Annotated in this window: 23 protein-coding genes; 13 read left to right on the top strand and 10 right to left on the bottom strand. The window is 66.7% G+C overall.

Annotated elements, in window-relative coordinates:
- The first annotated feature begins 96 nt into the window (after positions 1-96).
- The 7 genes from ACWEMY_RS08885 to ACWEMY_RS08855 all read left to right on the top strand — a co-directional run bounded on the left by ACWEMY_RS08885 (position 97) and on the right by ACWEMY_RS08855 (position 5,532).
- Positions 97-462, top strand: coding sequence for a BlaI/MecI/CopY family transcriptional regulator (locus ACWEMY_RS08885; protein ID WP_452389519.1), 366 nt, complete (start codon positions 97-99; stop codon positions 460-462).
- Positions 459-1,400, top strand: coding sequence for a M56 family metallopeptidase (locus ACWEMY_RS08880; protein ID WP_452389518.1), 942 nt, complete (start codon positions 459-461; stop codon positions 1,398-1,400). The genes ACWEMY_RS08885 and ACWEMY_RS08880 overlap by 4 nt, the downstream gene beginning before the upstream one ends.
- 126 nt (positions 1,401-1,526) lie before the next feature.
- On the top strand, positions 1,527-2,048 hold the full coding sequence (locus ACWEMY_RS08875) for a copper resistance CopC family protein (protein ID WP_452389517.1): 522 nt from the start codon (positions 1,527-1,529) through the stop codon (positions 2,046-2,048).
- A gap of 10 nt (positions 2,049-2,058) precedes the next feature.
- Positions 2,059-3,153 carry a cytochrome c oxidase assembly protein gene (locus tag ACWEMY_RS08870; protein WP_452389516.1) on the top strand — a complete coding sequence of 365 codons (1,095 nt, stop codon included), beginning with the start codon at positions 2,059-2,061 and terminating at the stop codon, positions 3,151-3,153.
- Positions 3,146-3,940 carry a DUF3105 domain-containing protein gene (locus ACWEMY_RS08865; RefSeq protein ID WP_452389515.1) on the top strand — a complete coding sequence of 265 codons (795 nt, stop codon included), beginning with the start codon at positions 3,146-3,148 and terminating at the stop codon, positions 3,938-3,940. Before ACWEMY_RS08870 ends, ACWEMY_RS08865 begins: the two co-directional genes overlap by 8 nt.
- Before the next feature lie 86 nt (positions 3,941-4,026).
- Positions 4,027-4,647 (top strand): DUF305 domain-containing protein, encoded by a 621-nt coding sequence (locus ACWEMY_RS08860; protein WP_452389514.1) that lies wholly within the window; start codon positions 4,027-4,029, stop codon positions 4,645-4,647.
- 174 nt (positions 4,648-4,821) lie between these two features.
- Positions 4,822-5,532, top strand: coding sequence for a M23 family metallopeptidase (locus ACWEMY_RS08855; RefSeq protein ID WP_452389513.1), 711 nt, complete (start codon positions 4,822-4,824; stop codon positions 5,530-5,532).
- 129 nt (positions 5,533-5,661) lie between these two features.
- Here the strand turns inward: ACWEMY_RS08855 and ACWEMY_RS08850 are convergent, their stop codons facing one another.
- Positions 5,662-6,330, bottom strand: coding sequence for a TlpA disulfide reductase family protein (locus ACWEMY_RS08850; RefSeq protein WP_452389512.1), 669 nt, complete (start codon positions 6,328-6,330; stop codon positions 5,662-5,664).
- A gap of 222 nt (positions 6,331-6,552) precedes the next feature.
- Between ACWEMY_RS08850 and ACWEMY_RS08845 the strand changes: the two genes are divergently transcribed.
- Together ACWEMY_RS08845 and ACWEMY_RS08840 are read left to right on the top strand one after the other, a co-directional pair.
- Positions 6,553-7,482, top strand: coding sequence for a cation diffusion facilitator family transporter (locus ACWEMY_RS08845; protein ID WP_452389511.1), 930 nt, complete (start codon positions 6,553-6,555; stop codon positions 7,480-7,482).
- 59 nt (positions 7,483-7,541) lie between these two features.
- Entirely contained in the window at positions 7,542-8,153 is a 612-nt protein-coding gene (locus ACWEMY_RS08840; RefSeq protein ID WP_452389589.1) for a methyltransferase family protein, read from the top strand.
- Between the two features lie 27 nt (positions 8,154-8,180).
- On the opposite strand, the gene ACWEMY_RS08835 is transcribed toward ACWEMY_RS08840, so the two are convergent.
- The 4 genes from ACWEMY_RS08835 to ACWEMY_RS08820 all read right to left on the bottom strand — a co-directional run bounded on the left by ACWEMY_RS08835 (position 8,181) and on the right by ACWEMY_RS08820 (position 11,247).
- On the bottom strand, positions 8,181-8,822 hold the full coding sequence (locus ACWEMY_RS08835; RefSeq protein ID WP_452389510.1) for a DsbA family protein: 642 nt from the start codon (positions 8,820-8,822) through the stop codon (positions 8,181-8,183).
- A gap of 550 nt (positions 8,823-9,372) precedes the next feature.
- The gene (locus tag ACWEMY_RS08830) at positions 9,373-9,591 is read right to left on the bottom strand and encodes a heavy-metal-associated domain-containing protein (protein WP_452389509.1); all 219 of its coding nucleotides are present in this window, start codon (positions 9,589-9,591) and stop codon (positions 9,373-9,375) included.
- Between the two features lie 17 nt (positions 9,592-9,608).
- Positions 9,609-10,652, bottom strand: coding sequence for an urease accessory protein UreH domain-containing protein (locus tag ACWEMY_RS08825; protein ID WP_452389508.1), 1,044 nt, complete (start codon positions 10,650-10,652; stop codon positions 9,609-9,611).
- Positions 10,653-10,767: 115 nt separating this feature from the next.
- Entirely contained in the window at positions 10,768-11,247 is a 480-nt protein-coding gene (locus ACWEMY_RS08820; RefSeq protein WP_452389507.1) for a hypothetical protein, read from the bottom strand.
- 66 nt (positions 11,248-11,313) lie between these two features.
- Here ACWEMY_RS08820 and ACWEMY_RS08815 point away from each other — a divergent pair, with 66 nt between their 5' ends.
- A complete protein-coding gene (locus ACWEMY_RS08815; protein ID WP_452389506.1) occupies positions 11,314-11,736 on the top strand; it encodes a heavy metal-responsive transcriptional regulator in 423 nt (140 codons plus the stop codon).
- A 199-nt stretch (positions 11,737-11,935) separates the two neighbouring features.
- On the opposite strand, the gene ACWEMY_RS08810 is transcribed toward ACWEMY_RS08815, so the two are convergent.
- Positions 11,936-14,188: an MMPL family transporter gene (locus ACWEMY_RS08810; RefSeq protein ID WP_452389505.1), complete on the bottom strand. Its 2,253-nt coding sequence runs from the start codon at positions 14,186-14,188 to the stop codon at positions 11,936-11,938.
- Between the two features lie 115 nt (positions 14,189-14,303).
- On the opposite strand from ACWEMY_RS08810, the gene ACWEMY_RS08805 reads away from it, so the two are divergent.
- Genes ACWEMY_RS08805 through lspA form a run of 3 tightly spaced genes read left to right on the top strand, consistent with a single transcriptional unit; the run spans position 14,304 to position 17,151 of the window.
- Positions 14,304-14,696, top strand: coding sequence for an ArsR/SmtB family transcription factor (locus ACWEMY_RS08805; protein ID WP_452389504.1), 393 nt, complete (start codon positions 14,304-14,306; stop codon positions 14,694-14,696).
- Positions 14,693-16,660: a heavy metal translocating P-type ATPase gene (locus tag ACWEMY_RS08800; RefSeq protein ID WP_452389503.1), complete on the top strand. Its 1,968-nt coding sequence runs from the start codon at positions 14,693-14,695 to the stop codon at positions 16,658-16,660. Before ACWEMY_RS08805 ends, ACWEMY_RS08800 begins: the two co-directional genes overlap by 4 nt.
- Positions 16,657-17,151, top strand: coding sequence for a signal peptidase II (gene lspA / locus ACWEMY_RS08795; RefSeq protein WP_452389502.1), 495 nt, complete (start codon positions 16,657-16,659; stop codon positions 17,149-17,151). Before ACWEMY_RS08800 ends, lspA begins: the two co-directional genes overlap by 4 nt.
- 29 nt (positions 17,152-17,180) lie before the next feature.
- On the opposite strand, the gene ACWEMY_RS08790 is transcribed toward lspA, so the two are convergent.
- The 4 genes from ACWEMY_RS08790 to ACWEMY_RS08775 all read right to left on the bottom strand — a co-directional run.
- On the bottom strand, positions 17,181-17,585 hold the full coding sequence (locus ACWEMY_RS08790; RefSeq protein ID WP_452389501.1) for a DUF302 domain-containing protein: 405 nt from the start codon (positions 17,583-17,585) through the stop codon (positions 17,181-17,183).
- A gap of 32 nt (positions 17,586-17,617) precedes the next feature.
- Positions 17,618-17,872, bottom strand: a complete 255-nt coding sequence (locus tag ACWEMY_RS08785) for a YgaP family membrane protein (protein WP_452389500.1) — start codon at positions 17,870-17,872, stop codon at positions 17,618-17,620.
- A gap of 26 nt (positions 17,873-17,898) precedes the next feature.
- Positions 17,899-18,168 carry a metal-sensitive transcriptional regulator gene (locus ACWEMY_RS08780; protein WP_452389499.1) on the bottom strand — a complete coding sequence of 90 codons (270 nt, stop codon included), beginning with the start codon at positions 18,166-18,168 and terminating at the stop codon, positions 17,899-17,901.
- A gap of 86 nt (positions 18,169-18,254) precedes the next feature.
- A partial coding sequence (locus ACWEMY_RS08775) for an MMPL family transporter (RefSeq protein ID WP_452389498.1) occupies positions 18,255-20,339 on the bottom strand: 2,085 nt, incomplete at its 5' end.

Genomic DNA, 20,339 nt, shown 5'->3' with positions numbered 1-20,339 from the left:
GATAGTTGATCGAGCGGCCCTTGCACGTTTGCAGGTAGGAACCGCCACGGCCGCGGCTCACAGCGTGCCTGGAATGGCACATCGGAAAGGCTGGCGATGAACGGGTTGGGCACATTGGAAGCCCGCGTGATGGATGTGTTGTGGGACACCTCCGAAGCGCTGACGGTGCGCGACATCCTCGAGCGACTTCCCGATCCCTACGCGTACACCACCATCCTGACGGTCTTGACCCACCTTCACGAGAAGGAGTGGGTGGTGCGAGTAATGCACCGCCGGGCCTACCTGTACCGCCCGGCGCAATCCCGCGCGGAAGCGACTGCCGAGGTCGTGCGCGGGATCATCGACTCCAGCAACGACCCCGAATCGGTGCTGCTCCACCTGGCCTCCATCGTGACCGAGGCCGAGTCCGACGCATTCCACCGTGGGCGCACCCAGCCCAAGAAGAAGCGGTCGAGGAAGTGATCGTTGCCCTGGGCGCGGCCTGGGCCACGGCGCTGCTGGCGGTGGCGGCGCCAGCCGTCCTCCGGCGCATCACGCCGTCGATGACGCCCCGCGTCGCGGTCGCGTGCTGGCTGACCAGTCTTTCCTCGGTGATTCTGCTCGCCGGCACGGCGGTGATCGCGGCAATATGGCCCGGCCACGCTCCCGGAGTGGACGTTGCGGAGACCGCGATGCTGTGCCTGACTCGCGTCGTCCACTCCGTGCCCGACTGGATGTCCGCACCCCTGACCGGGGTGACACTCGCAGCGGTGCTCGGCATCGCGAGCCGGATCGCGATGAGCGCACGGCGCCATGCCAGAGCGGGGGCGCGCGTGCGCGACTACCACCGCGACGTGGTCAGCATGGTGGCTCGCCGCGGCCGCGGCAGCGAGGAAGTGCCGGTGATGTGGCTCGACCACCCCAAACCGATGGCCTACAGCGTCGACGGGCGTCCTGGGATGGTCGTTGCCACCGAAGGACTTGCCCAGAAGCTGAATGAGAGCCAACGGCAGGCGGTACTCGCCCACGAGCTGGCGCATCTTCGTGGCCGCCATCATCGGCTGATCCGAGGCTGCGAAGTGCTGGCGGCGGCGCTGCCGTGGATCCCGCTGTTCGCGAATGCACCCAAGGAGGTCGCGGCATTGGCGGAGTTCGCGGCGGACGACTGTGCCGCTGCCGCCACCAGTCCCGCGACGATCCGATCGGCGCTGTGCGCTGTCGCCGCCACGACGGGCGACGAGCCGTCGGCGAGGCTGTCTTTGGGTGGGCAGGTGCTGCAGCAACGCCTACGCAGACTCGACGACGTGAGTCGTTCCCGCAGGTCCTCGCGGTGGCTGGCAGTAGTGCTGTCGCCGATCCTGGCGGTGGCACCGGCTGGTGTGCTCGCCTGCGCCGCGGTGGCGTGCCTGGTCACCTCGTGAGCCCAGCCCATCGCTCGTCAACTATGTAGCATAGTTGACGGTGCCCGGTCGCCGCCGGAAGCAGCGTGGCGACGAGTGCCTCCGCGAACGTGATTGATCGAGAGGCCGGAAATGCTCGGACGGACTGTGGTTGTCGCAGTATTGACAGCCCTGGGGTTGGCGTTGACAGTCGGCCCCGCGCAGGCACACAGCCAGCTCGACAGCTCGGTCCCTGCCGCCGACTCGACGATCGACACGCCACTGACGATGATCGAGCTGACGTTCAATCAGCAGATCGGGACGGCATTCGCCAATGTCGGACTGACCGATGCCGATGGTACGAGCTGGGCTGCACAGGTCGCCAAGGTCGAAGGTAAGACCCTGCGTGTCGCCGTGAGCCCGACCATGCCGGCACAAAAGTACACCGTTGCCTACCGGGTGGTTTCCGATGACGGCCATCCCATCACCGGCTCCTACAATTTCACCTACACCGTCGCGTCGGCCACGTCCGCGACCAGCCCTTCCACCACGCTCGCGCCGACCGACGCCGATGCATCCGGCGATTCTTCGGCTACCTCGCCGGTGCCGTGGCCGCTGATCGGCGTGGCGATCGCGTTGATCGGCGCCGCTGCGGTAGCGCTGCGCGTGGCCACCCGAACCAAGCCCTGACCCGCTGCCCATGGTTTTGACCGACCTGCTCGCCACGTCGATCCAGGCGCCCGATTCGGCGCCATCGGTCGGTTCGATGCTGGCCTGGAATCCCCAACCTTTTCCGGTCCTTCCCGTGCTCGCGATCGCGGCCGCACTCGCCTACCTGGCGGGTCTCGCGCGGCTGCGGCGATTGCAGCGCACATGGCCCTGGTGGCGCACCGCGTGCTTCCTCGGCGGCTGCCTGCTGCTGGCGGCAACCACTGGCCTGGGTATCGAGGGATACGGCTACCAGTTGTTCAGCGTGTGGATGTTTCAACATTTGACCCTGTCGATGACGATCCCGCCGTTGCTGGTGTGGGGCTGTCCCGGGCTGATGTTGCTGCGCGCCACACCCCATCGAGGACTGGGTCGCCTGGTCCTGGCTGTCGCGGTGAGCGGGCTGCGTAGCCGTACCGCGCGATGGGTGCTCCACCCCGGGTTCACCATCCCGTTGTTCCTGTTCAGCTACTACGGGATCTACCTGACACCAGTATTCGACACCATGGCCTCGACGATCCTCGGCCACCAACTGCTCGAAATGTTCTTCCTGCTCAGCGGCCTGTTGTTCGTCGTTCCGATCCTGTCGGTCGGTCCGCTGCCCATTCGTCAGACCAACCTCGGGCGGTTCTTCGACCTGTTCGTGGAGATGCCGCTGCACGTCTTCTTCGGCGTCATCTTGATGATGGCGACCACGCCACTGGTGGAGTTCTTCGCCGCTCCCCCACCGCAGTGGGGTATCGACGCGCTGCGCGACCAATATCTCGCAGGCGCACTGGCGTGGTCCTACGGCGAACCGGTCGCACTTGTCGTCGTTATCGTCTTCGCGATCCGCTGGCGCCGCGACGAGGTGCGTGAGAATGCCCTGGCCGATCAACGCGCCGACCTGGTCGGAGATGACGAGCTGGCCGCCTACAACGCGTTTCTGAAAAACCTTCATCCCTCCCGCCCCACCGGGTCACGTCCATCGCTTCTCGCCGACCAGCCAGCCCGCCACACACACGATGCCTCTACCGACTCCACCATCACCATGGCAGCCCCGGCACCGCTGGTGGTTCGACAGCACGAAGGAACACCCGATGAGTAGCAAGACCAGTCGTCCCGGAAAGCACAGCACCAGAGGCGGCCCCCGCACAGGCAAGACGGTCAGCGTCGGGTCGATGGGGCGTAAACAACCACCCTGGCTGCTGATCGGGGCAGCAACAGCCATCCTCGTGTTGACCGTCGGGCTGGCTGTGCATTTCGTCCCGAAATACCGTGAATTCTCCCAGGCTCAGCGCTACGTGCCCGGGAGCAGCCAGCCCGACCCGTCCGAACTCATCGACGGCGTGACCAAACAGGAGTACCCGGCGGGCAAGCATGTGCGGGCGATCCAGCGCGTCGCCTATGACCAGGCTCCGCCGTTCGGCGGCCCACACGATCAGAGCTGGGCGACCTGCACCGGCGAGGTCTACACCATCCCGATCCGTAGTGAGAACGCCGTCCATTCACTCGAACACGGCGCCATCTGGGTCACCTACAACCCCGATCGTCTCGCCGAGCGCGACGTCGAAACGCTGCGAAACGTGGTAGACGGCAAGCCCTACATGTTGATGTCGCCGTACCCGAATCTGGATTCGCCCGTGGCCCTGCAATCTTGGGGCCGCCAGCTCAAGCTCGACCAGGCCGACGATCCCCGGATCGCGCGATTTGTCACAGCGTTGCGCCAGAATCCGAACACCCACCCCGAGCCGGGTGCCAGCTGCGCGACCCCTGGCGCCGGATTCGATCCCGACGCACCGCCTCCGTTCGATCCCACCCCGCCGGGCCCCGACGCGGTCCCTCTCGCTCCATCCGGGGGCGGCGTCCCCGCACCGTCAGGGGGACAACGGTGACATCGGAATCATCAACACCCACACCCGAACCGGCGCCAGCCACGGCGCCCTCATCGCGCCGATCGGCAGCGATCAAGGCCACGGCATTGGTTGCCGCGCTGATCGTGGGACTCCTCGCGGGGTACTGGATACGCGATGTCGTCACTGCGGACACGTCGGAGCCGACGCTCGATGTCGTCGACGTCGGCTTCGCCCAAGATATGGCGACCCACCACAACCAGGCTGTCGAGATGTCGGCGACAGCGTTGCAGCAAGCACAGGACCCGGCAGTGCGGACGTTGGCCTTCGATGTCCTCACAACCCAGCAGAGTCAGCTGGGAATGATGCGTGGCTGGCTGATGCTGTGGGATCGGCCGGTCTCTTCCGAGCAACCGATGCGATGGATGCGCCGAACTGAATCTCACACCTCGAACGCAGATCATCAGATGCCGCAGCAGGATTCGATGCGGATGCCCGGAATGGCGACAACCGAGGAACTCGCGGAACTACGCCGAGCCCGGGGCGCCGACTTCGACACCCTGTACCTGCAACTGCTCCTCCGCCACCACGAAGGCGGAATGACCATGGCGCGCGCAGCTCGTGACAACGCGACAATTCCCGCCGTGGCGGCATTGGCCAAACAGATCGACGACGCACAAACCGCAGAATCGCAGGCTATCGCCGACATGCTCGCCCAACGCGGCGCGCCCCCGCTGCCGATGAATTGAGTTCTGCAACCCGAACCCACCGCCCACGGCATCATCTATCTACCAACCCACCACACCCACTTCCTCGCCCCGACGTTAGGACCCGCTGTGCCGCACCATCGAATGACCTCCGGATCGTTGTCGGTCAACGATCTACTTGGAGGCGCTACCGACGAACCTCGAGCACGACACCGGATGGCACCTGATACCACCGCCCGGTTCAAGGGGATCGCTGGTGCCGCGGTGGCCGCCGGGGCGATAGTCGGCACGATGGCTCAGGCCGCGCCCGCACTCGCGGCGCCGGCTGACCTCGGCGCCGACGGAATTTCCGACACCGACGACAGTTCCGCCGCAGCCGTTTCCGATACCGCACCAGCGTCCGCCACCCCATTCGGCCTGGCAGGCCTACCCCTCGAACTCGCCGCACCGCTCGCGCAAGCCGAGCAGATCATCAAGGACCTGCAGGCGGCATCCCCTTCGGTAGCGCCGCCCGTCTCGGCGCCCGCCGTACTTCCTGTCGGTGGCGAGATCAGCTCCGGATACGGCAGCCGCTGGGGTGCGTTCCACTACGGTGTCGACATCGCCGACGCGATCGGAACTCCGATCCGTTCCGCGATGGGTGGCACGGTGATCGAGGCCGGCCCGGCATCGGGGTTCGGTCAATGGGTCCGTGTGCAGCAGGACGACGGCACTATCGCGGTGTACGGCCACATCAACGAGTACTACGTGCAAGCCGGGGATCGGGTCGACGCCGGCGATGTGATCGCGGCGGTGGGCAACCGCGGTCAATCCACTGGCCCTCACCTGCACCTCGAGATCTGGGACCAGAACAGCAACAAGATCGATCCTGTCGCCTGGCTGGAAGGTAACGGCGTGCTCACCGAACAGCGTTGGGGCACGGATTGATCGGATGAGGTAGCCGAGGCGGAGGCTTGGTGCCGGGCCTTCTGAACTCGGAACCAGCACCGGCAGCTTTCAGCGGCGCGTTGCGGCCAGATGGCCCGGATCAGCTGGGCCGGTGCGCGACACGTGGCGTCACTGCTCTGCTGCCAGGCGCTCGATCACAGGTTGCAGGTCGCTGGTCAGCAGAGCTCGCAAGAACACCGCGGCGACTCGCTGGTTCCTGTCCAGGATGAGGGTCGAGGGAATGACGCTGGTCGGATAGCGGCCGCCGAGGGCGACGAGGGTGCGCATCGGTGGGTCGTAGATCGACGGGTAGCTGACCTTGTTGTCGATCACGAAGTCCTGCGCCTTGTCGCGTTGCGGGTCACGGACATTGATTCCTAGGAACTGCACGCCCAGGTCCTTGGTTGCCGCATAGGCACGTTCGAGGTCGTCGGTCTCAGCTCGGCATGGTCCGCACCATTGACCCCAGAGATTGATCACCACGACCTGCCCGGTGTAGTCGGCCGCCGAGATGGTCTTGCCTTCGGTCATGAGATCCGGGCCCGCGAGGGCGCCGACCTTGCCGCGGCGTTCCGGTGGATCGTAGAAGATGTCGGTCTGCCCTCCGGGGGACACGAAGTCGAACGTGCCACCGCCGGTAGCGACCGAATCGGAGCCGGAGGTGCAGCTTGTCACCGCAGTGATCGCCGCGGCGCACAGTGCCAGCGGCCCCACCCATCCTGATCGACGGAGCCCCGGATGCCGGCGACGGCATACGCGCCATCGGGAAACCGCCGACCGTTGGCTTTGAGGTCGCATGCGTGTGCCCCTTCTCGAATCGCTGGATCGTGCCCAGACACCCGTATCTACTATGCATCGTAGTAGAAGCGGCACCGACCGCGCGGCACACCGGGTCGCCGCGGATTGCCGCGCCGACAACCAGCCAACGGTTAACATGCACATGTGCGCATGTTACGATTTGAAGGAAGGGACACGAAGAGACTCGACGGTGGCGAGCATCGAGACAGGGAGGCGCGACAAGTGGGCTCAGGGCATGGACACAGTCACGGCACCAGCAACCCGGACCAGGGCAGCGCCTCGGCCAAATACACCACCCGACTGGCTGTGGTAATCGGCCTGGGCCTGATCACGTTCGCCACCCAGGTTGTGGTCGGGCTGTCGACTTCGTCGCTGGCACTGCTGTCGGATTCGGCGCATGTGTTCACCGATGTGTTCGGCGTGTCGATGGCGCTGGTAGCGATCCTGATCGCCCGCCACGCCACCCGCGGTGGAGCTCGCTCGTTCGGAATGTATCGCGGCGAGGTGTTCGCTGCGCTGTTCAACGCGATCCTGCTGTTCGCGGTCGCGGGCTGGGTCCTCTACGAAGCGATCGGACGGCTGTCGGATCCGCCAGAAGTCCCTGGTCTTCCGGTGGCGATCGTCGCAGTTGTCGGTCTGGCGATGAACGTGGCCAGCATGCTGATTCTGCGTCAGGGCGCCAAGGAAAGCCTCAATGTGCGCGGTGCGTACCTGGAAGTCATGGCCGACATGCTCGGCTCGCTCGGGGTGCTGGCCAGCGGCCTGATCACCCTGTTCTTCGGCTGGCGCTACGCCGACCCCGCGATCGGTGTAGCGATCGGACTGTTTGTGCTGCCCCGTGCGTTCAGCCTCGGCCGCCAGGCGTTGCGCATCCTCTTCCAGCACGCCCCCACCGGCCTGGACCTCACCGAGATCGAGCAGTCGCTTCATCGACTCGACGGCGTGCGCGAGGTGCACGACCTACATGTGTGGACTCTGACCCCGGGCATGGAGGTCGCCTCCGCGCACCTGGTGATCGCCCCTGATACCGACCCCGACGTGGTGCTGGGTTCAGCCCAGCAGCTCTTCGCCGATAGCTACCACCTGGGCCACGCAACGGTCCAGATCGAAGCCGAAGGCAACACCGAACGTTGCCGCAACACCACCTGGTGATCCGCGGCTTCGACCCACGAACGACAACTCGACATCAACTCGAACCGGGGAAAGAAAAAATGATCGCTTGGTTGGCGCTGGCCCTGTATCTACTGTTCGGCGCGCTGGGATTCGGATGGCGCAGCTGGCGCCAACGACGGGCGACCGGATCGACTGGCTTTCGCGGTATCAGCGGCCGCCCAGGCTCGCTCGAATGGATCGCCGGGGCCGGGTTCATTGTCGCGATTGCCGTCGGCGTTGCGGCACCCCTCCTACAACTGGCTGATCTCACCGCTCCCCTACCGATTCTGTCTGCTCCCCCGATCCAGGGCATCGGAGTCCTCATCGCGGTCGCGGGCATCGCGGCGACGGTGTATGCGCAAAACCAGATGGGTGAGTCCTGGCGTATCGGTGTCGACGAGACCGAAACCACCGCTCTGGTGCGCACCGGGGTGTTCGGGCTCGTCCGGAACCCGATCTTCACCGCCATGCTCGTCTTTGCCGCCGGCATCACGCTGATGATTCCCAACCCAGTCGCCGTGGTGGGTTTTGCGCTGCTGCTGATCACTATCGAGTTGCAGGTCCGCGTTGTCGAAGAGCCCTACCTGGCTCGCGTCCACGGCGCCGATTACCGGGCATACCTTGCCAGCACCGGCCGCTTCGCTCCCGCAATCGGACTGGTGAAAGCGTGAGCATGCCCGCTGCAGCAGTTCGCGGGGTCACGCCAACGCGGCATCGAGCGCGGCGGTCAGGTCGCCGTAGTCGCCAACGCTGATCTTCTTCCCGTTGAGGAAGAAACTGGGGGTGCCTTGCACCCCCAGGGCCACGCCCTCGTCGAAGTCGGCGCGCACCCGCGCGACGGTGACAGGGTCGTTGTAAGCCAGATCGTAGGCTGCCAGGTCCAGACCGAGGTCGGTGGCGAAGCCGCGAAACACCTCATCTGCGGGCACCCGCTTCTCGCCCCAGCTGGCCTGCGTCTCGAACAGGCGCTGATACATCTGCTCGAAACGCCCCTGTCCGGCGGCCGCCTCGGCGGCGCGGGCCGCACGGGTGGAGTTGAAATGCGACGGGATCGGAAAGTACCGCACCACGAAACCGACGCGGTCGCCGTATTCGGCGCGCAACTGCTCCATCACCGGGAATGCCGCTCGGCACGCTTCGCACTCGAAGTCCAAGAACTCCACCAGCGTCACCCGCGCGTCGGCCGGCCCCGATAGCCGATGACTGTTCGGGCGCACCACCTGCGCCGGTTCACCGGTCGCCTGCACGCTGTCTCCCGGACCGCTACCGGGTCGGGATTCATCGTTGCGGGTCACGGCCAGCACAATCGCACCGAGCACGATCACCACCACCGCGGCCACAGTGGTCAGGATCCGCGCGCGACGCGAAGTCGAGCGGCCGCTCACCGGACGCGACTCCGGGCAAAAGGGACAAATAGGGCTACTCCGAGCATGGCGCATATGCTACTGCGACACCGAACCGGCACAGCAGAGCGCAGCTAGCCGACGTTTTCGGGTCGCGAAGACCAAGATGTCGGCGTTGACCGTTCACACAACTCGATGGTGGACGCACCGAGATCCGCGGCCAAGGTGGGCATAGCAACGACCTTGTGGTCGTGACACAGGTCGGGTACCGGCCTGCGTCATGAGGTCGGCACCCGGCCTGTTTTCGTGGGTCGCGATCTGTCACATGGGACAGCACGGGCCCATCACTGCGCACATCCAGTCGCAGAGCATCTTGAGCGGGTTCATCTCGAGCACCTCCTTCCCTGGTTGTCTCCCTGTGCTGCCGCAGCGTCCGGTCTTGCTCAGGCGCGGCCCGCTACCGACGGGAGTTTCTCCGGTGGTGGGCCGCAGGGATGCTAAACGTTCCAGTCGAGTGGAAGGTCAAGTCTTGTTTCGACGACGCCGGTCAGGACGGAGCAGCGGTGGCGGTGTACCCGAGCTCTGCGATCGCGGAGATGACGTGTTGCGGGGTCGTGACCGTCGGGTCGATCTCGACGATCGCGAGGCCGGTCTTCTTCGAGGTTCGGGTGTCGTGGACCCCGGGTAAGTCGACGAGCGTGTCGTCGATGAGCAGCGCGCAGCTGGCGCAGTGCATGCCGTCGATGCGAAAGGTGTGGGTGTTCATGGCTTTTCGTGTCCTTCTCAGTCGACGGTGAGGTGGCCGGTGTACATGCCCATCCCGCAGGCGTAGTCGAGTCGGCCCGGGGCCAGCACTCCGAGCTCGAGGCGGGTTTGTCCGGTGGTGGGCAGGATCGTCTGGATGTCGAGGCTGGGGATGACCAGCGACCGGATGCACCCCTGCGTACCGCTGGTCTGTACGACCAGCGTGGTCGGCAGTCCGGCGCGGACGGCGATATTGGCCGGGCTGTAGGCGCCGGTCCGGGCCGTGACGGTGACCGTCTGGATCCCATCGACGACGACCGCGCCGGTCGGGTCGGCTGCCGGAGTGGTCGAGCCGAGCGATTCGACGACGCGGCTGGCGGCCAGTGGTGATCCGGCCAGTTCCAAGCCGCCGTTGAGGGTGTAGAGCCCCATGCCCAAGACCAGCACGCCAGTCAGTGCGGCCAGGCGGCCCCGCCACGCGGTCGCCGTGACGCGTGCGGCGTAGCCGAGTACCGCGAACAGCGGTCCGGTGCCGATGACGAACACCGCCATCGTCGCCGCGCCCCACCATGGCGACCCCGATGCCAAGGCCAGGGCTTCCACCGACAGGGTGACACCGCAGGGCAGCAGGATGGTCAGGGCGCCGAGTAGCGCCGGTGCCAGCGCCGACTGCCACCGAGCGCCATCACGGACGACCCGCATCCACGATGCGGGTGGCTCGATCACGATCGCCCGGAAACCGGGTACACCGAGTTGAGCGAGCCCGAAAACGACGATCAGCACCCCGGCACCGATCTGGAGCCAGGTGCGGGCGCCGACCGACAGTTCGACAGCCCCGCCGAGCGCTCCGAGTAGCGCTCCGAGCGCGGTGTGAGAGACGAGTTTCCCGGCGAGGAATCCCCCGACGGGGGCGAGGTCATCACCCAGACGCGTACTCACCGCGACAGGGAGGCCGCTGCTCGGGACGGCGGCCGCGCTGCGGCGTTGCCGGGTGATCACCCCGGCGAGCAGGCCGCCTTGGACGGCGGCACAGGACACGCCGCCGGCGAACAGGCCGGTGACGAGGACAGGGACAAGGTTCACGTTGGACACTCCTGCGTATCAGCGAAATCGACACGTGCACAAGCACTCCCGCGCCGTCGGCGACGCAGCACGGGATCGTCCCTTCGCTAGGCGAGGGACGTGGAGCGCAGGGTGTCTATGTCCGCAGGATGCACAGTTGAGCCAGGCTGGGCGGCCTGGGCAGTACAGGGTGCAGCACCGGAATAGGTGGTTGGGGATCTAATCCGCCGAGCAGGGCACGCTGTACGGGACCGGCGATCGCAAGCACGGTCAGCACCGCCAGAAAGATCGCCAGGCATGCCATCGCGAGCCCTGCTGCCAGGCCCACGCCGGACTGCTCGTCCTCGGCCATGGTCATCGCGTCGTCGGCGATGATGGCGTGCTGATCCTGTTCGTACCCACCCGCGGCATCGTGTCGATCGCCAGGACTGGCGTTGTCGTCGGCGAGGCCGCACTGGCCGGCTGCGACCGCGCCGGTCGTCGGCATGATCATGCCGGCCATGGACGCGGCGTGGCATTGCGCGCCCTGGATCAGGGCCACGCCGACCAATGCCGCCAGCATCATCGCGAGCCGGAGGAATCCGGTTCGACGTTGCTGGTGCGGGGCGGCGATCACACAGCGATCCTAGCGACGAGGCTTTCGGTGAGGCTGTCCGTAGGCTCGACGGCGAGGAGGCGCGAAATGAAGATCGGCGAACTCGCCGCCGCGAGCGGTGTCACCACCAAGACGATCCGGTTCTATGAAGGCCAAGGGCTCATGCCCGAACCCGATCGCACACCCGGCGGTTACCGGGACTACACCGCCGATCACATCGCACGCCTGCGCTTCATCCGACGTGCCCAAGCCGCTGGTTTGTCTCTGCGCGAGGCAGCACAGATCCTATCCATCCACGACTCCGGCGAGCAGCCTTGTGGACACGTGCGCACCGTGCTCAACGAACGCCTCGACCATGTCCGTGCTCAGATCGCCGAGCTCACGACGCTCGAATCCCACCTGCACGCACTGCTCGCCATAGCCGACGCCGACCCGGGCGGTGCCCACGCCGACCCGGGCGGTGCCCACGACGGCGCGGGCGTGTGCTGGATCCTCGAGGGGCGGGATTAGCCGCCTGAAGGCGGGATCAGCGCACCCTGCGCGGACGGTCTGTCCATCGCCGCCGCCGGACTCTGTCGGGGCGTTGCATCGCGGGCAGACAACCCGCCACCCCCGCGCCGGCATTCATGGCCTGGGCACATCAGCTTGGCAACCACATATTCGCGACTCTGCTCCGGAACGACCTGTAGCGCCGTCTGTCGCGCGTGCGCTACCGCCGCGGGCGTCCCGATTTTTGCGGCACGGCGGGGAGCCACCAGTTCCAGTCACCGAACATCCGCATCAGAGCTGGGACGAGAACGAGTCGGATGAGCACGGCGTCGATGGATACCGCTACAGCAAGGGCAAGCCCGAGCTGTTTGAGTTCGAGAATGTCGGCGGTGAGGAAGCTGGCGAAGATGGCGATCATGATCGCTGCCGCAGCGGTGATGGGGCGGGCGGTATGGGTGAGCCCGGCGGCAACGGCGTGTTGATTGTCGCCGGTGGCGTCCCACTGTTCGCGGATGCGACGGATGAGGAAGACCTCGTAGTCCATCGACAGCCCGAACAGTAGGGCGAATACGACAGTGGGCAGGTAGACCTGGACGAATCCCGGGCTGGTGAAGTCGAGGACATTCTCGCCCAGACCCCACTGGAACACCGCCACAGTGATACCCAGAGCGGCGCCGGTGGCGAGCAGGTTCATCACGATGGCCTTGACCGGTAGAGCGATGCTGCGGAACGCCGCGATCAGGAAGATCAGCGAAGCCGCCAGCACCAGAACTACGACCAGCGGCAGTTTGGAGGTCATCTCGTCGGACAGGTCGACGAATTCGGCAGTGCTGCCGCCGATCTGGATCGCCGTCTCCGGTGCTGTCGCGGCGGCGCCGGCACGGAGGTCGCGGATGAGTTCGGTGGCGTCCATCGAGTCGAACGGCACTGCCGGGATGGCCATCGCGAGAATCCGCCCGTTGCCCACCTGCGCCGGGAGCACGGTCGCGATGCGGTCGTCGCGGGCGATTCCGGCGAGGAACTCGTTGACCTGCGCCGCGGCGTCGGCGCTCAGAGGAGTGTCGGCGGCACCGGTGGCGATGATCTCCACCGGTGAGAGCGCTCCGGCGGGGAAGTTGGCGGTCAAGGCGGTGGTGGCGCGTCCGGTTGGAGTGTCGTCGAGGGCGCTGGTTCCCATGTCGAGGCCGTAGCGGATCCCGAAGACCGGCAGCGTGGCCACGACCAGGATCGCGATCACGGCCGTGCCGAACAGGACCGGTTTGCGCATGACCAGGTACGCCCACCGCGCCCACCGGCTGGCCCCCGCACCGTCGGGGACCGCCGCGGCATCGGCGGGCTGCCACCGAGACGGGAGGCCGCCACGATTGACGGCGGGCCCCAGAGCAGCGAGCAGGGCGGGCAGCAAAGTGACTGCAACGAGGAGCATGCTGGTCACGGCGGTGGCCACGCCGATGGCGATGCCGCGGAAGATCGGTGCCTGGATGACGATCAACGCACACAGCGAGATCATCACCACCAGCCCGGACACGAGAACTGTTTTTCCTGCGGTGGCCAAGGAGCGACCGACGGCAGCGGCGATCCCGCCATGGTCGGCGCGGCTGGTGACACGGTGGCGGGACAGCTCTTCGCGGAAGCGGCTGACGATGAACATCGCGTAGTCGATACCGACACCGAGTCCGACCATGGTGGCCATGGCGACGGTCAGCGAATCGAACGCGGTGATCGTCGTGAGGGTGAACAACCCCCCGGTCGCGGCCAGCAGGCCGGCGATGGCCACACCGATCGGGACCGCCGCGGCGGCCAGAGCCCCGAGCGCGAGCACCAGCAGCACCAACGCGACCGGGACGCCGATCGCTTCGGCGCGGGCCAAGTCGGCGTTCTGCAGTTCGGTAGCCGCGTTCTGCACTGCCGAGTACCCGGTCAGCCCGACCTCGACGGGGCCCTCACCGTCGGCGACGCCGATGGCGTGTTGCAGGTCTGCGGCGATGTCAGCGCGTTCGGCCATGTCACCGTCCATACCGGCCAAGGCGATCGCGACGTGGCCGTTGGCCGAGATCTGGGTGCCTGGCAGCCCGAGGTAGGGGTCGGCGACCTCGGTCACCCCGGGCACTTCCCGGGCGGCGGCGACGGTGCGGGCAACGGCTGCCCGGAAGTCGGGGTCATCGGCGGTGAGGGTCGGCGAGTGCAGCACGAGGACCGCTTGTTCGGCGCCGAACTGCGGGAAGTGCAGGGCGACGAGACGATCGGCTTCCGCGGACTGGGAGTCTTCGACACCGAAGTCCATGGCGCCGAGCCGATCCTCCAGCAGTGGATACGCCGCCCCACACACCACCAAAAGCAGCGTCCAGATCGCCAGAACCACGCGTCTGTGTCGAGCGATGGCTGCACCCCACCGGTACAGCACGCCGGAATCTGAAACCGGTGTCGGTGGTTGCGGCGACTCTGCCGTCTCAGATATCTGCTGCGTGTTCACGTGATCTACCTCCGTAGCCGACGATCATTGATCGTTGAAACACGATGTAATCGATAGAATGAGATTAATCACCAAGTATGTCGATATCAATAGCTTCTGGCGCTATCATCGTTTTATGACGATCAATCATGGCGGAGACTGCCTCGTCGGGACAGAAGGCTTGGACCCGGCAGTGGCGTTGTTCCACAGCCTCTCCGACGCCACACGGTTGGCGATCGTGCACCGGCTCGCGTGTGGGGAGGCACGAGTGTCGGACCTGATGACAGGCCTGGAGTTGGCGCAGTCGACGGTGTCGGCGCACGTGGCGTGCCTGCGTGACTGTGGGCTGGTCGTGGGCCGCCCGCAGGGTCGGCAGGTGTTCTACAGCCTGGCCCGCCCCGAACTGATGGACCTGCTCTCGGCAGCGGAGACCTTGCTGGCCGCCACCGGCAACGCAGTGGCGTTGTGCCCGAACTACGGGACCGACGCCACCACCCCGACCGACACCACCACGGAGGTGCGGGCATGAGCGACGCGTGCGGCTGCGGCCAGGACGAACCCACCGGCGAGCACGAGGACGACCAGGAGCGCGAACCTGAGAAGCTTTGGCAGGTCAGCGAACTGCGCGCAGCCGCGCTCGCCGGCGTGCTGCTGTTCGCAGCGCTGATCGTCGGCTGGAACGGCGGTCCGCGTGCGATCGAATTGGGCTTAGAGGCCGCCGCGCTGGCAGTCGGCGCCTACACCTTCGTACCGTCGACGATCAAGCGGCTGGCCAAGGGCAAGATCGGTGTCGGAACGCTGATGACGATCGCCGCGATCGGTGCGGTGATCCTGGGCGAGGTCGGCGAAGCCGCGATGCTGGCGTTCCTGTTCTCCATCAGCGAAGGCCTCGAGGAGTACGCGGTCGCGCGCACTCGCCGCGGCCTGCGGGCGTTGCTGAAGCTGGTGCCCGAGCAGGCGACAGTGCTGCGTGACGGCGTCGAAATCGTTGTCAGCCCAGCGGAATTGCGGGTCGGGGACCGGATACTGGTGCGCCCCGGTGAGCGCCTGGCCACCGACGGCGTGATCGTCGAAGGCCGCAGCGCGGTGGATGTTTCAGCCATCACCGGTGAATCGGTACCCGTCGAGGCAAGTCCGGGCACCGAGGTCTACGCGGGGTCGATCAACGGCACCGGCGTGCTCACCGTCGAGGTGACCACCACAGCAGAGGACAACTCGCTGGCGCGGATCGTCAAGATCGTCGAAGCCGAGCAGGCCCGCAAGGGCGAGGCGCAGCGTTTGGCCGACAAGATCGCCAAACCACTGGTCCCGGGCATCATGATCGCGGCCGCGGCGATCGCGGTGATCGGATCGTTGCTCGGTGATCCCACGACGTGGATCGAGCGCGCGCTGGTGGTGCTGGTCGCGGCGTCACCGTGTGCGCTGGCAATCGCGGTGCCGGTCACCGTCGTGGCCGCGATCGGTGCGGCAAGCAAGCTCGGTGTGCTGGTCAAGGGCGGCGCCGCGCTCGAAGCGATGGGCAAGGTGAACGAAGTCGCGCTCGACAAGACCGGCACGCTGACCGCGAACAAGCCTGCCGTGGTCGAGATCTCGGCCGTCGACGGTGTCGATCCCGACCGGGTGCTCGCTGTCGCGGCGGCGCTGGAATCACGCAGCGAACATCCCCTCGCCCGCGCGATCCTCGCTGCCGCGGGGCCGATCACTGCAGCCACCGACGTCGAGGCCGTCACCGGCGCCGGCTTGACCGGTCTGGTCGACGGGCGCCCGGCGCGGCTGGGCAAGCCGGGATGGATCGAACCCGGCGGGCTGGCCGATGACGTCGGGCGAATGCAGCACGAGGGCGCAACCGCGGTCCTGATCGAACTCGACGCGAGCGTGATCGGTGCGATCGCGGTCCGCGACGAACTGCGCCCCGAAGCCCGCGAGGTCATCGACCGCTTGCACGGTTTGGGTGTGCGGGTGTCGATGCTCACCGGCGACAACGCCCGCACCGCTGGCGCGCTGGCCACCGAGGCCGGGATCGAGGACGTGCACGCTGATCTGCGGCCCGAGGACAAGGCTCGTATCGTGGCCGAACTACGTAAGAGCCGGTTCACAGCGATGGTCGGTGACGGTGTCAACGACGCCCCTGCTCTGGCCACGGCGGACCTGGGCGTGGCGATGGGCGCGATGGGTACCGACGTGGCCATCGAAACCGCCGATATCGCGTTGATGGGTGAGGACCTGCGGCATCTGCCGCGTGCGCTCGAGCACGCACGCCGGGCCCGGTCGATCATGTTGCAGAACGTGGGCTTGTCGCTGGGGCTGATCACGATCCTGATCCCGCTGGCGCTGTTCGGGGTGCTCGGGTTGGCGGCGGTGGTGCTGGTGCACGAACTCGCCGAGATCATCGTCATCGCCAACGGCGTGCGCGCCGGACGCACCAAGCCCCTTCCTGCAGTGAAGGGTTCAGCAGATGCGCCGAGTCCCGCGCTGGCAGGAGCGGCGTCGTGACCGTGACCGCAACGTCAGCCCCCGCCGGTACCGGGTGGAGGCGGCGGCTGCGGTGGGCAGGGGCCGTGGCCGTGCTGGCCGCGGTCGACCTCGGCATCAAAGCCTGGGCGCAGACCGCGCTCGACGGGTCCCCGATGGAGGCGGGGCCGGTGGATCTGCGGCTGGCGTTCAACCCTGGTGCGGCGTTCTCGATCGCCGCTGACGCGCCGGCATGGGTGATGCTCGCCCTCACGACTGCGATCACCGCGGTGGTCACGGTCGTGGGATTGTGGATCGCGCCGCGGGCGAAGCTGCTCACCAGGGTCGCGCTGGCCGCGATCGCCGGTGGCGCCGCGGCGAATGTCATCGACCGTGCCGGTGACGGGTTGGTCACCGACTACCTGCATACCGGCTGGTGGCCCACCTTCAACCTCGCCGACACCGTCATCGTGCTCGGCGCGACAGCCCTTGTCGTCACGACTCTGCTCGGAACCCCCGACGAGCGGGGGTAGCCGAGTCGCACCGGGACGGTGGTCGGGGTTCAGTCCCCGGCGGCGAGGGTGTCGACCGCGGTCTGCAGGCGTCGTCCGGCGTCGGCTGCGACCTCGGCGAGTTCGGGTTCGTCGGTGACCTGTACCATCAGTTGCGGGTTCATCGCCTCCACCAGAACTGCGCCTTCGGTGGTCGGGTGCTCGCGCACGATTACGTTGCAGGGCAGGAGTAGTCCGATCTGACGGTTCACCTCGACGGCTCGGTGCGCGAGCGGTGGGTTGCAGGCGCCGAGGATGAGGTAGCGCTCCATGTCTTCGCCGAGCTTGGCTTTGAGGGTGGCCTGCATGTCGATCTCGGTGAGCACACCGAATCCTTGTTCCTGCAACGCCGCTCGGGTCCGGGTGACGGCGTCGGTGAACGAGGTCTGCAGTGTGGTGGACAGTGCGAGTTTCATCGGTTCGGACTCCGTTCGTCTCGAGGGAAGTGTCAGGAAGCTTGCGTGATTGTCTGCGGGGTGCGGCAGCTCGCCCGCTGCAGCCCGACCTTCTCCATGACCAGACTGGCGGGGCACCATCCGACCGCGGAGTAGAAGACCAGGTTGGCGCCCACGAAGCCGGTGAGGAGCAGCCACCACGGCGAGAAGGCCAGTGTCAGTGCCACACTCAGCACCACCATCACCCCTGCCATGAGTGGCACAACTCGTTCGACGGTCCAGCCCTGGTGTCGGGGAAGGCTTTTCACGGGCGACTCCCTTTCGTGTAGATCTGTCAGGCGAGGGCGAGGAAGAGCTTCTCGAGCTCGGCTTCGCTCATCGGCTCCTTGCCGTCCTCGGACTCCCCGGTCAGGCATTCGCGCAGGCCGCTGGCCACGATCTTGAATCCGGCCCTGTCGAGCGCGCGTGAGACCGCGGCGAGCTGTGTCACCACGTCCTTGCAGTCGCGTCCGTTCTCGATCATCGAGATGACCCCGGCGAGCTGTCCGTGCGCGCGCCGCAACCGGTTGAGAACCAGCGCGATGCTCTCTTCGTTTCCGACCATGGCGAGTCCTTTCGGCGAACCTGACCCCACTATACCCCAGGGGGTATACAAGACGGAGTGATCCCCGCCATGCATACCCCGTCGCGTCAGCCGTGCGAGAAGCTGATGTTCGGCAGGATTCGGCGCAGCCAGGTAGGAGACCACCAGGCGGCGTGGCCGGTCAGGCGAAGCAGAACCGGCAGCAGCACGAGGCGGATGAGGACCGCGTCGAGCAGGACGGCGACACCGAGGATGATGCCCATCTCCTTCGGCGGCAGCGGTTCGGCCAGTGCGAAGGTGAAGAACACCGCCACCATGACCGCGGCCGCGGCGGCGATGACGCGGCCGGAGTGCGCGAGGCCCATGACGTGTGCGACCTTCGGGTCACCTGACTGCTCGTAGTGTTCCTTGGCGGTCGAGAGCAGGAACACCGTGTAGTCCATCGCGATGGCGAAGATCATCGCGAAGAAGAACACCGGGCCCCAGCCGTCGAGGAAACCTTGCGGGGTGAAGCCGAGCAGGCTCGCCCCGTGTCCGTCCTGGAAGATCAGCTTGGCGACCCCGAACGCAGCCGCGGTGGAGAGCAAGCTCACCACGGTGCCCAGGACGGCGATCAGCGGCGCCTGCAGTGCGACCAGCAGCAGCACAAACCCGAGGACGAGGACGATGCCGACGATCAGCGGCAGGTAGTCGTTCAGCGCCTGCTGCAGATCGAGGTTCTCCGCCGGAGCGCCGCCGACCAGGGCCTGTTCGGGTAGGTCCGAACGCAGTTGGGTCAGGATCGAGACCATCGCCTCGTCGGAGGGGTCGACATTTAGGATCGCCTGCAGCATCACATAGTCGGAGCCATCCAGGGCAGGCTGCGGCGGGGTGATCATGGCGATGCCGTCGGCCGCCGAGGCTGCCGCCGCGGTCGCCTCGGCCTCGGCGGTGGGGGCGACGATCTGGAGCATGCCCGGCGCACCCTCGCCCATCTGCGCCTGGACCAGTTCGTAGCCCTGGCGGACCGGGGCCTCGCTGGGCACCACCTGGATCGAGGGCATCGCGACCTCGAGCCCCAGCACGGGGATCGACAGCGCGATCAGCACCAGGAACGAACCGACGGCGAACGGCCATGGGTGCTTGTGCAGCAGGTGGCCCCATGCCTCGAACCGTGGGGACCGGTGCTGCTGTCGCTTGGCGAAGGGGAGCGCGCCGGCGTTGACCTTCGGTCCGAGCTTGCCGAGCACGGCGGGGAGCAGGGTCAGGGTGGCGGCGAGGACGAAGGTGACCGCGAGCATGATGCCGACGGCCATGGTCCGCACGGCGGGGGCGGGGACCAACAGCACGGCGGACAGGGACACGAGCACGGTCAGGCCCGAGAGGACGACGGCCTTGCCCGCGGTGTCCATGGTTTCGGCGACGGCGGCGCGGACGTTTCCGGTCTTGCTCAGCGCGTCCCGGAACCGCGCGACGATGAACAGGGCGTAGTCGATGCCGAGGGCGAGGGCGAACATCATCGCGAAGTTCATCGCCCACACCGAGATCGGCGTGACGGAGTTGAGCAGCACGAGGCCGCCGGCCGACGCGACCAGGCCGGCCAGGGTGAGTAGCAGCGGCAGTCCCGCGGCGACGAGGGAGCCGAACGCCAGCACCATGATCGCGAGAGTGACCGGCCAGGAGAGCATCTCAGCCTGGATCATCGCGTCGTGGTTGGCCTTGTTGAAGTCACTCCAGAGCGCCGATGCACCGGTGGGATAGACCTCGATGTCGGCGGTGGACAGTGCGCCCAGTTCGCCCTTGAGTTCGTCGACGGCCTTGACCATGTCGTCGGTGCTCGCGTTCGCCCCGGCGATCAGGATGCCGGTGTGTCCGTCGGGGCTGATCGACATGCCGGGTTGGGGTGCGATGACTTCGCCGAATCGCGGGTCGTCGGCGAACACCGCGGTGACGTCGGTGAGCACTTCTCGAACCTGCGGATCCGTGACGGTGAGGGTGTCCGAATGCACGACGACCTGCACCGCGGCGGAGGAGTTCCCGCCGAAATGTTGCTGGGCCAGCTCGCGGACCTGCACCGATTCCGAGCCGTTGGCCTGCCAACCGGCGCCGGCCAGCGAACTGAAGACGCTCGGGGCCGCAGCTCCGAGCGCGATCAGCGCGATCAGCCACATCCCGAAAACCCACTTCGCATGGGTGGCCATGGTCGCGCCTAT

It is taken from the genome of Nocardia sp. NPDC004415 (assembly GCF_053602435.1).
This window is presented reverse-complemented; position numbering and strand designations above follow the sequence as displayed.

Coding starts and splice junctions, on each gene's coding strand:
- ACWEMY_RS08800 (WP_452389503.1), top strand. CDS start 14,693: ATGAGCGACGCGTGCGGCTGCGGCCAGGACGAACCCACCGGCGAGCAC.
- ACWEMY_RS08840 (WP_452389589.1), top strand. CDS start 7,542: ATGATCGCTTGGTTGGCGCTGGCCCTGTATCTACTGTTCGGCGCGCTG.
- ACWEMY_RS08790 (WP_452389501.1), bottom strand. CDS start 17,585: ATGAAACTCGCACTGTCCACCACACTGCAGACCTCGTTCACCGACGCC.
- ACWEMY_RS08805 (WP_452389504.1), top strand. CDS start 14,304: ATGACGATCAATCATGGCGGAGACTGCCTCGTCGGGACAGAAGGCTTG.
- ACWEMY_RS08855 (WP_452389513.1), top strand. CDS start 4,822: ATGGCACCTGATACCACCGCCCGGTTCAAGGGGATCGCTGGTGCCGCG.
- ACWEMY_RS08885 (WP_452389519.1), top strand. CDS start 97: ATGAACGGGTTGGGCACATTGGAAGCCCGCGTGATGGATGTGTTGTGG.
- ACWEMY_RS08815 (WP_452389506.1), top strand. CDS start 11,314: ATGAAGATCGGCGAACTCGCCGCCGCGAGCGGTGTCACCACCAAGACG.
- ACWEMY_RS08870 (WP_452389516.1), top strand. CDS start 2,059: ATGGTTTTGACCGACCTGCTCGCCACGTCGATCCAGGCGCCCGATTCG.
- ACWEMY_RS08865 (WP_452389515.1), top strand. CDS start 3,146: ATGAGTAGCAAGACCAGTCGTCCCGGAAAGCACAGCACCAGAGGCGGC.
- ACWEMY_RS08780 (WP_452389499.1), bottom strand. CDS start 18,168: ATGGTCGGAAACGAAGAGAGCATCGCGCTGGTTCTCAACCGGTTGCGG.
- ACWEMY_RS08830 (WP_452389509.1), bottom strand. CDS start 9,591: ATGAACACCCACACCTTTCGCATCGACGGCATGCACTGCGCCAGCTGC.
- ACWEMY_RS08850 (WP_452389512.1), bottom strand. CDS start 6,330: ATGCGACCTCAAAGCCAACGGTCGGCGGTTTCCCGATGGCGCGTATGC.